A 7,504-nucleotide genomic window follows, 5' to 3' on the forward strand; every position below is an offset into this window, starting at 1 on the left:
CGCCCTCGCACCGCTGCTGCGCTGGTACGCCTACCCCCGGCTCGCCAAGATCCCGCCGAACCAGTACCAGGAGATGGTCCTGGAGGCGAAGGACGCGACCCTCCTCGACTACACCGCCGGCATGCAGCCCAAGAAGGTCGACAAGGTCACCATCGTCCAGACCCTGAAGGGCAACGTCGAGGCGTCCCGGGAGATCGAGGCGAGCGCCGGCAAGGACGTCGTCGTCTGGGACACCCTGTCGTACATCATGGGCCCGGACGGCAAGATGGTCTCCCAAATACCCGAGCGCTACATCTTCGACGCCCACACCCAGGACCCGGTGCACGCCACCGGCGAGATGGTCGACGGCGACCCGGTCAGACGCGAGGGCATCGAGTTCAAGTGGCCCTTCTTCGCCGAGCCGCGCGACTACCTCTACTTCGACGCGCAGACCCGCACCGCCTCGCCCATCCACTACGTGGGCCCGCGCACCTACCGCGGGATGGACGTCTACTACTACGAGCAGACCGTCCCGTGGACGAAGGTCTCGCTGCCGAAGAAGATGCCGATCGAGGGCATCGACCCGAAGACCTTCGAGCAGACCACCGGCACCAGCCTCTGGTACCAGGTGAAGGCGATGTTCTGGGTCGACCCGGTGACCGGCGCGCCCGTCAACGCCGAGCAGGTCATCGAACAGGAGATGCGCGGCGGCATCGCGGCCGGCGCACCCGAGGGCAGGCTCACCGTCTTCGCCGGGCACGTGAAGATGCGCGAGGACTACGCCCGGTACACCGTCGACCTGGTCAAGTCGAACCGTACGAAGGTCCTCGCGCTCCACACGTACGCGCCGGCCGGACTGGCGGCCGGCGCCCTCGTCCTGCTCGGGCTGGCGCTGTGGCTGGAGGCCCGGGGCCGGCGCCGCAGCGGAACCCGGGACGGGGAGGGCCGCGCCGCGCAGCTCACGGCCGGCGTCTGAGCCGGGCGTTCGTGTGCCGGGTGGGTTCGGCGGTCGCCGGGTCCTCCGGCCAGGGGTGCTTGGGGTAGCGGCCGCGCAGCTCGGCGCGCACGGCGCGGTAGCCACCCTGCCAGAACGAGGCGAGGTCGGCGGTGACGGCGGCGGGCCGCCCGGCCGGGGAGAGCAGGTGTACGAGGACGGGAACCCCGGCCACCTCCGGGGTCCGCGCCAGCCCGAACAGCTCCTGCAGCTTCACGGCGAGCACGGGCTGACCGTTCCCCTGCCCGGAGCCGTAGTCCAGGCGGATCCGGGAGCCGCTGGGCACCTCGATCCGCTCGGGGGCCAGCTCGTCGAGGCGGGCGGCCTCGCCGGTGGCCCAGGGCAGCAGCCGGTTCAGCGCCTGACCGGCGTCGATCCTCCCGAGATCCGCGCGGCGGCGGGCCCGGGACAGCTCGGGCTCCAGCCAGTCGTCGGCGCGCTCCAGCAGGACGCCGTCGTCCTGTACGTCCGGCCAGCCGCCGCCGAGCGTGCGGTGCAGGAAGCCGAGCCGGGCGCGGAGGGTGCGCGCGTCCTCGGTCCAGCGCAGCAGGCCCAGGCCCTCGCTGCGCAGGCCGTCGAGGAGGGCCGCCCGGACGAGGACCGGGTCGGGTTTGGCCAGCGGGCGCACGGCCAGCTCGATGGCGCCGAGCCGCTCGGCGGTGCGGGCGACGAGGTCGCCGTCCTCCCAGCGCACCTCCTCGGCCGTCCGGAGCAGGTGGCCGGCCGCGGCCCGGGCGGTGTCCCCGTCGATGACGGCGGCCAGCCGGACCCGGGCGGAGGCGGAATGCGGGCCCCGGTCGGCGACGGCGACGGCGAGCCAGGGCGCGCCGCGCAGCCCCGACCCCTCGCCGGGCTCGGCCGCCGTGCCGGAGGCCATCAGGAACGTCCCCTGCCCCCTGGCCCTGGCGACGCGCTCGGGGAAGGCCAGGGCCGCGACGAGCCCGGCGGCGGCGTCGTCGGAGTGCGCACCGGCGGCGGCGCGCGACGCAGCCCCGCCTCCGCCGGCGGCCCGCGGCGCCCCGTCCCCGCCGCCCGCGGCGCGTTCCAGGCGCCGGGCTTCCGCGCGCCAGCGGGAGCCGTACGCGTCGGCGCCCGCGCGGGCCCGGCGCCAGGCGGCGGCCAGGTCGTCCCCGTACTCCCGCGGCGGCTCCTCGCTCAGCAGGGCGACGATCTCCGCCGCCCGCCGGGCTCCCAGCCCGGCGGAGCCGTCCAGCAGGGCCCGGGCCAGGCGCGGGTGCAGCCCGAGCCGGGCCATCCGCTGCCCGCGCGGGGTCACGGCGCCCGCCGCGGAGACCGCGCCCACCGCCACCAGCACCTCCCGCGCCGCGGCCATCGCCCCGGCCGGCGGGGGGTCCAGGAGGGCCAGCCCGGCCGCGTCCGGATCGCCCCAGCAGGCCGCCTGCAGCGAGAACTGCGCCAGGTCCGCGAGCCGGATCTCGGGCGAGGGGAACGCCGGCAGCCGGCCGTCCTCCGCCTCCGCCCAGCAGCGGTACACCGTCCCCGGAGCCTCGCGCCCGGCCCGGCCGGCCCGCTGGCGCCCGGCCGCGCGCGATGCCCGTACGGTCGCCAGCGCCCCCAGCCCCCGCGCGTGGTCCACCCGCGGTTCGCGGGCCAGCCCGGAGTCCACGACCACCCGTACCCCCGGCACGGTCAGGCTCGACTCCGCCACCGCCGTGGAGAGGATGACCCGGCGGCCGGGTGCGAGGGACAGGGCCGCGTCCTGTACGGCGGCCGGGGCGCGGCCGTGGAGCTGGACCACCTCCGCCTCCACGCCGCCCAGCTGCCCCGCGACGCGGGCGATCTCGCCGACGCCGGGCAGGAAGCACAGCACGTCCCCCGAGCGCTCCGCCAGCGCCCGCCGCACCACCGAGGCGACGTGCGCCAGCTGCGCCGGGTCCACCCGCATCCCGTGCGGGGGCCGCACCGGCCGGGCCGGCGGGGCCCAGACCGTCTCCACCGGGTACGAGACCCCCGCGGCCTCCACCACCGGCGCGCCGCCGAGGACCCGTGCCCAGCCCGCGGAGTCCGTCGTCGCCGAAGCCGCCACCAGCCGCAGCTCCGGGCGCAGGGTCTCCCGTACGTCCAGCAGGAACGCGGCGACCGTGTCGGCGTCCAGGTGCCGCTCGTGGCATTCGTCCAGGACCACCACGTCCACGCCGGCGAGCTCCTGGTCGCGCTGGAGGCGCTGGAGGAGGACGCCGGTGGTGACCACCTCCACCACCGTGTCCGGCCCCGCCACCCGCTCGCCGCGCACGGTGAAGCCCACCGAGCCGCCGACCGGCTCGCCCAGCAGCCAGGCCATCCGCCGCGCCGCCGCGCGGGCGGCGATCCGCCGGGGCTCGGCGACGACCACCTTGCGCCGCGGCCCCCCGGCCGCCGGCCCCACCAGCCCCGCCAGTACCAGCGGCACCAGCGTGGTCTTGCCGGTGCCGGGCGGCGCGCAGAGCACCGCCGTGCCGTGGGCGTCCAGTGCGCGCAGCAGCGCGGGCACTGCCTCCCGTACGGGAAGGGCGTCGAGTTCGGCCTGGCGCGGCTGTCGGCTCAAGGGGGCCTCAGTCCCTCTCGCAGACGAAGATCGCGGTGCCGGGGATCAGGTTCCCGCGCAGCGGGGACCAGCCGCCCCACTCCTGGGTGTTCCACGCGGGCCACTCCGGCTCCACCAGGTCCACCAGGCGGAACCCGCCCGCCACCACGTCGCGGATCCGGTCCCCGAGGGTGCGGTGGTGCTCCACGTAGACGGCGTGGCCCTGCTCGTCCTGTTCGACGTACGGGGTCCGGTCGAAGTAGGAGGCCGCGATCGACAGCCCCTCCGGGCCGGGCTCGTCGGGGAAGGCCCAGCGGATCGGGTGGGTCACGGAGAAGACCCAGCGGCCGCCGGGGCGCAGGACGCGGTGGACCTCGCACATGACGTTCACAGGGTCGGCGACGAAGGGGACCGCCCCGTAGGCGGAGCAGGCGAGGTCGAAGGAGGCGTCGCGGAAGGGCAGGCGTCCGGCGTCGGCCTCGACCAGCGGTACGCCTTCTCCGATGCGCAGGGCGTGCTGGAGCTGGCGGTGGGAGAGGTCGAGGGCGACGGGGCGGGCGCCCTGGGCGGCGAGCCAGCGCGAGCACTGGGCGGCGCCGGCGCCGATCTCCAGGACGTCCTTGTCCTTGAGGGAGTCCGCCGGGCCGAGCAGCGCGGCGTCCGCCTCGTCCAGCCCCTCCGGCCCCCAGACGAAGCGGTCGTCGCCGAGGAAGGCGCCGTGCTCGTTCTGGTACTCGTCGGCGTTGCGGTCCCACCAGCCCCGGCTGGCCCGGCTGCTCTCCGCATCGCCGGCCTCGCGCCGGGTGGCCTCGGCGTCCTCGCCGGCGGCGTCCCCGGCCTCGTACGCGTCTTCGGGGGCGTAGTCCTCTTGGTTCATGGGGCCCGTCGTCGTAGTCTGCGGAAGGAGTCGGAAAGAGTCGCAACATGGCAGGGAAGGGCCATCGGCGCCCGCCCGCCCACGAATTGTGCCGGTTATGCGGCGATCCGCCCGGGGTGTGCGCCTTCGCGCATTGACCCTGTCCGGCTGCCCCCGTATGCTACAAGTTGCGCTGCGAGCCTGTGCTCCTCAGACCTAGCAGGCTGCGCTTGCATCTGTTGATGTCCCCTCGGTTTTCGAGGCCCTGACCGCTTCACGGCGGAGTAGGGGCTTCCTTGGCTGTCCGGCTTCTTCGGCAGATGCCGATAAGGGCTCCCGGCGTAGCAGTACCTACGACTTTCTGTCCGTAACCGGAGCCCTTTCCCACATGACGAGCAGCACCGAGACCACCTCTACCACCCCGCAGGTAGCGGTCAACGACATCGGTAACGAGGAAGCCTTCCTCGCCGCGATCGACGAGACGATCAAGTACTTCAACGACGGCGACATCGTCGACGGCGTCATCGTGAAGGTCGACCGGGACGAGGTCCTGCTCGACATCGGTTACAAGACCGAAGGCGTGATCCCGAGCCGTGAGCTCTCGATCAAGCACGACGTCGACCCGAACGAGGTCGTCAAGGTCGGCGACGAGATCGAGGCCCTCGTCCTCCAGAAGGAGGACAAGGAAGGCCGTCTGATCCTGTCCAAGAAGCGCGCCCAGTACGAGCGCGCCTGGGGCACGATCGAGAAGATCAAGGAAGAAGACGGCATCGTCACCGGTACCGTCATCGAGGTCGTCAAGGGTGGTCTCATCCTCGACATCGGCCTCCGCGGCTTCCTGCCGGCCTCCCTCGTCGAGATGCGCCGCGTCCGCGACCTCCAGCCCTACGTGGGCAAGGAGCTCGAGGCGAAGATCATCGAGCTGGACAAGAACCGCAACAACGTGGTCCTGTCCCGCCGCGCCTGGCTGGAGCAGACCCAGTCCGAGGTCCGCCAGACGTTCCTCACCACCCTGCAGAAGGGTCAGGTCCGCTCCGGCGTCGTTTCCTCGATCGTCAACTTCGGTGCCTTCGTGGACCTGGGTGGCGTCGACGGTCTCGTCCACGTCTCCGAGCTGTCCTGGAAGCACATCGACCACCCGTCCGAGGTTGTCGAGGTCGGCCAGGAAGTCACCGTCGAGGTCCTCGACGTGGACATGGACCGCGAGCGTGTCTCCCTGTCGCTGAAGGCGACGCAGGAGGACCCGTGGCAGCAGTTCGCCCGTACGCACCAGATCGGTCAGGTCGTCCCGGGTAAGGTCACCAAGCTGGTTCCGTTCGGTGCGTTCGTCCGCGTGGACGAGGGCATCGAGGGTCTGGTCCACATCTCCGAGCTGGCCGAGCGCCACGTGGAGATCCCGGAGCAGGTCGTCCAGGTCAACGACGAGATCTTCGTCAAGGTCATCGACATCGACCTCGAGCGTCGCCGGATCTCGCTGTCGCTGAAGCAGGCCAACGAGTCCTTCGGTGCCGACCCGGCGTCGGTCGAGTTCGACCCGACCCTGTACGGCATGGCCGCGTCCTACGACGACCAGGGCAACTACATCTACCCCGAGGGCTTCGACCCCGAGACCAACGACTGGCTCGAGGGCTACGAGACCCAGCGCGAGACGTGGGAGCGCCAGTACGCCGAGGCGCAGGTCCGCTTCGAGCAGCACCAGGCGCAGGTCATCAAGAGCCGCGAGGCCGACGAGGCCGCCGCTGCCGAGGGCGCTGCCGCCCCGGCCGCCGGTGGCAACGCCGGTGCGGGCATCTCGGGTGGTTCCTACTCCTCGGAGTCGGACGAGACCTCGGGCGCCCTGGCCTCCGACGAGGCCCTGGCCGCGCTGCGCGAGAAGCTGGCCGGCGGCCAGAGCTGATCGCAGCGCATCACACCCCGGTGTGAGCTGAGCTGAAGACGAGGCCCGTCCCCTCAGGGGGGCGGGCCTCGTCGCGTTCCCCGCGTCGTGTTGCGTTGCTGTGAAGAGGGCCAACTGGGGAATGGAGCCGCCGCCTTGGACGTTGTGCGCACAGAAGGCAGCGAGGAGGAGTGGTGACGGTGCTTGATCCACAGGGTTTGTACGAATGGGACGCCAAGGGCCTGGCAGTGGCTGATCTGGCCCTCGCCCAGGACTCGGCCGGGCTGGTCATGCTCTACCACTTCGAGGGGTACATCGACGCGGGCGAGGCCGGGGAGCAGATCGTCGAGCGGCTGCTCGACACGCTTCCCCACCAGGTCGTGGCCCGGTTCGACGCGGACCGCCTGGTCGACTACCGCGCCCGGCGCCCGCTGCTGACGTTCCAGCGCGACCACTGGACCGAGTTCGAGGAACCGCGCCTTGAGGTGCGCCTCGTCCAGGACGCCACGGGCGCCCCGTTCCTGCTGCTCTCCGGCCCCGAGCCGGACGTGGAGTGGGAGCGCTTCGCCGTCGCCGTCCGGCAGATCGTCGAGCGCCTCGGCGTCCGGCTCTCGGTCAACTTCCACGGCATCCCCATGGGCGTCCCGCACACCCGCCCCGTCGGGATCACCCCGCACGGCAACCGGACCGACCTGATGCCGGGCCACCGCAGCCCCTTCGACGAGGCCCAGGTTCCGGGCAGCGCCGAGTCGCTCGTGGAGTTCCGTCTCGGGCAGGCCGGACACGACGTGCTGGGCGTCGCCGCGCACGTACCGCACTACGTGGCGCGCTCCGCGTACCCGGACGCCGCGCTGACGGCGCTGGAGGCGATCACGGCGGCGACCGGGCTGGTCCTGCCGGCCGTGGCCCACGCGCTGCGCACCGAGGCGCACCGTACGCAGACGGAGATCGACCGGCAGATCCGCGAGGGCGACGAGGAGCTGGTCGCCCTGGTCCAGGGGCTGGAGCACCAGTACGACGCGGCGGCCGGCGCCGAGACGCGGGGCAACATGATCGCGGAGGCGCAGGAGATCCCGTCGGCGGACGAGATCGGCCGCGAGTTCGAGCGCTTCCTGGCGGAGCGCGAGGGCGAGGGCTGAGGTCCCCTTCCCGGGATGCCGGGGCGGGGGGTCGTACGGGGGCCGGGGCGCGGGGACTAGACGAGTAAGTCCGAAGTGCTCGGGTCAGTGGTCGTAGGCGATCAGCGAGCGGGTGGTGGGTGTTCCCGTGTGCCGG

Annotated in this window: 5 protein-coding genes; 3 read left to right on the forward strand and 2 right to left on the reverse strand. The window is 73.0% G+C overall.

Annotated elements, in window-relative coordinates; all coding sequences use genetic code 11:
• Positions 1-955, forward strand: a 955-nt coding sequence (pgfA, locus tag ACS04_RS30140) for a cell envelope lipid trafficking protein PgfA (protein ID WP_048479997.1), incomplete at its 5' end; no start/stop codon positions are given.
• On the opposite strand, the gene hrpB is transcribed toward pgfA, so the two are convergent.
• Together hrpB and ACS04_RS30150 are read right to left on the reverse strand one after the other, a co-directional pair.
• Entirely contained in the window at positions 939-3,518 is a 2,580-nt protein-coding gene (hrpB, locus tag ACS04_RS30145; RefSeq protein ID WP_048479998.1) for an ATP-dependent helicase HrpB, read from the reverse strand. The genes pgfA and hrpB overlap by 17 nt on opposite strands.
• 7 nt (positions 3,519-3,525) lie before the next feature.
• Positions 3,526-4,374, reverse strand: coding sequence for a class I SAM-dependent methyltransferase (locus tag ACS04_RS30150; RefSeq protein ID WP_048479999.1), 849 nt, complete (start codon positions 4,372-4,374; stop codon positions 3,526-3,528).
• Positions 4,375-4,741: 367 nt separating this feature from the next.
• On the opposite strand from ACS04_RS30150, the gene rpsA reads away from it, so the two are divergent.
• Both rpsA and ACS04_RS30160 read left to right on the forward strand, forming a co-directional pair.
• Positions 4,742-6,250, forward strand: a complete 1,509-nt coding sequence (gene rpsA / locus ACS04_RS30155; protein ID WP_030292147.1) for a 30S ribosomal protein S1 — start codon at positions 4,742-4,744, stop codon at positions 6,248-6,250.
• A 179-nt stretch (positions 6,251-6,429) separates the two neighbouring features.
• Positions 6,430-7,368: a PAC2 family protein gene (locus tag ACS04_RS30160; protein ID WP_048480000.1), complete on the forward strand. Its 939-nt coding sequence runs from the start codon at positions 6,430-6,432 to the stop codon at positions 7,366-7,368.
• The last annotated feature ends 136 nt before the right edge of the window (positions 7,369-7,504 follow it).

The sequence above is a fragment of the Streptomyces roseus genome (genome assembly GCF_001044425.1).
Lineage (GTDB): Bacteria > Actinomycetota > Actinomycetes > Streptomycetales > Streptomycetaceae > Streptomyces > Streptomyces roseus.

Coding starts and splice junctions, on each gene's coding strand:
- ACS04_RS30150 (WP_048479999.1), bottom strand. CDS start 4,374: ATGAACCAAGAGGACTACGCCCCCGAAGACGCGTACGAGGCCGGGGAC.
- rpsA (WP_030292147.1), top strand. CDS start 4,742: ATGACGAGCAGCACCGAGACCACCTCTACCACCCCGCAGGTAGCGGTC.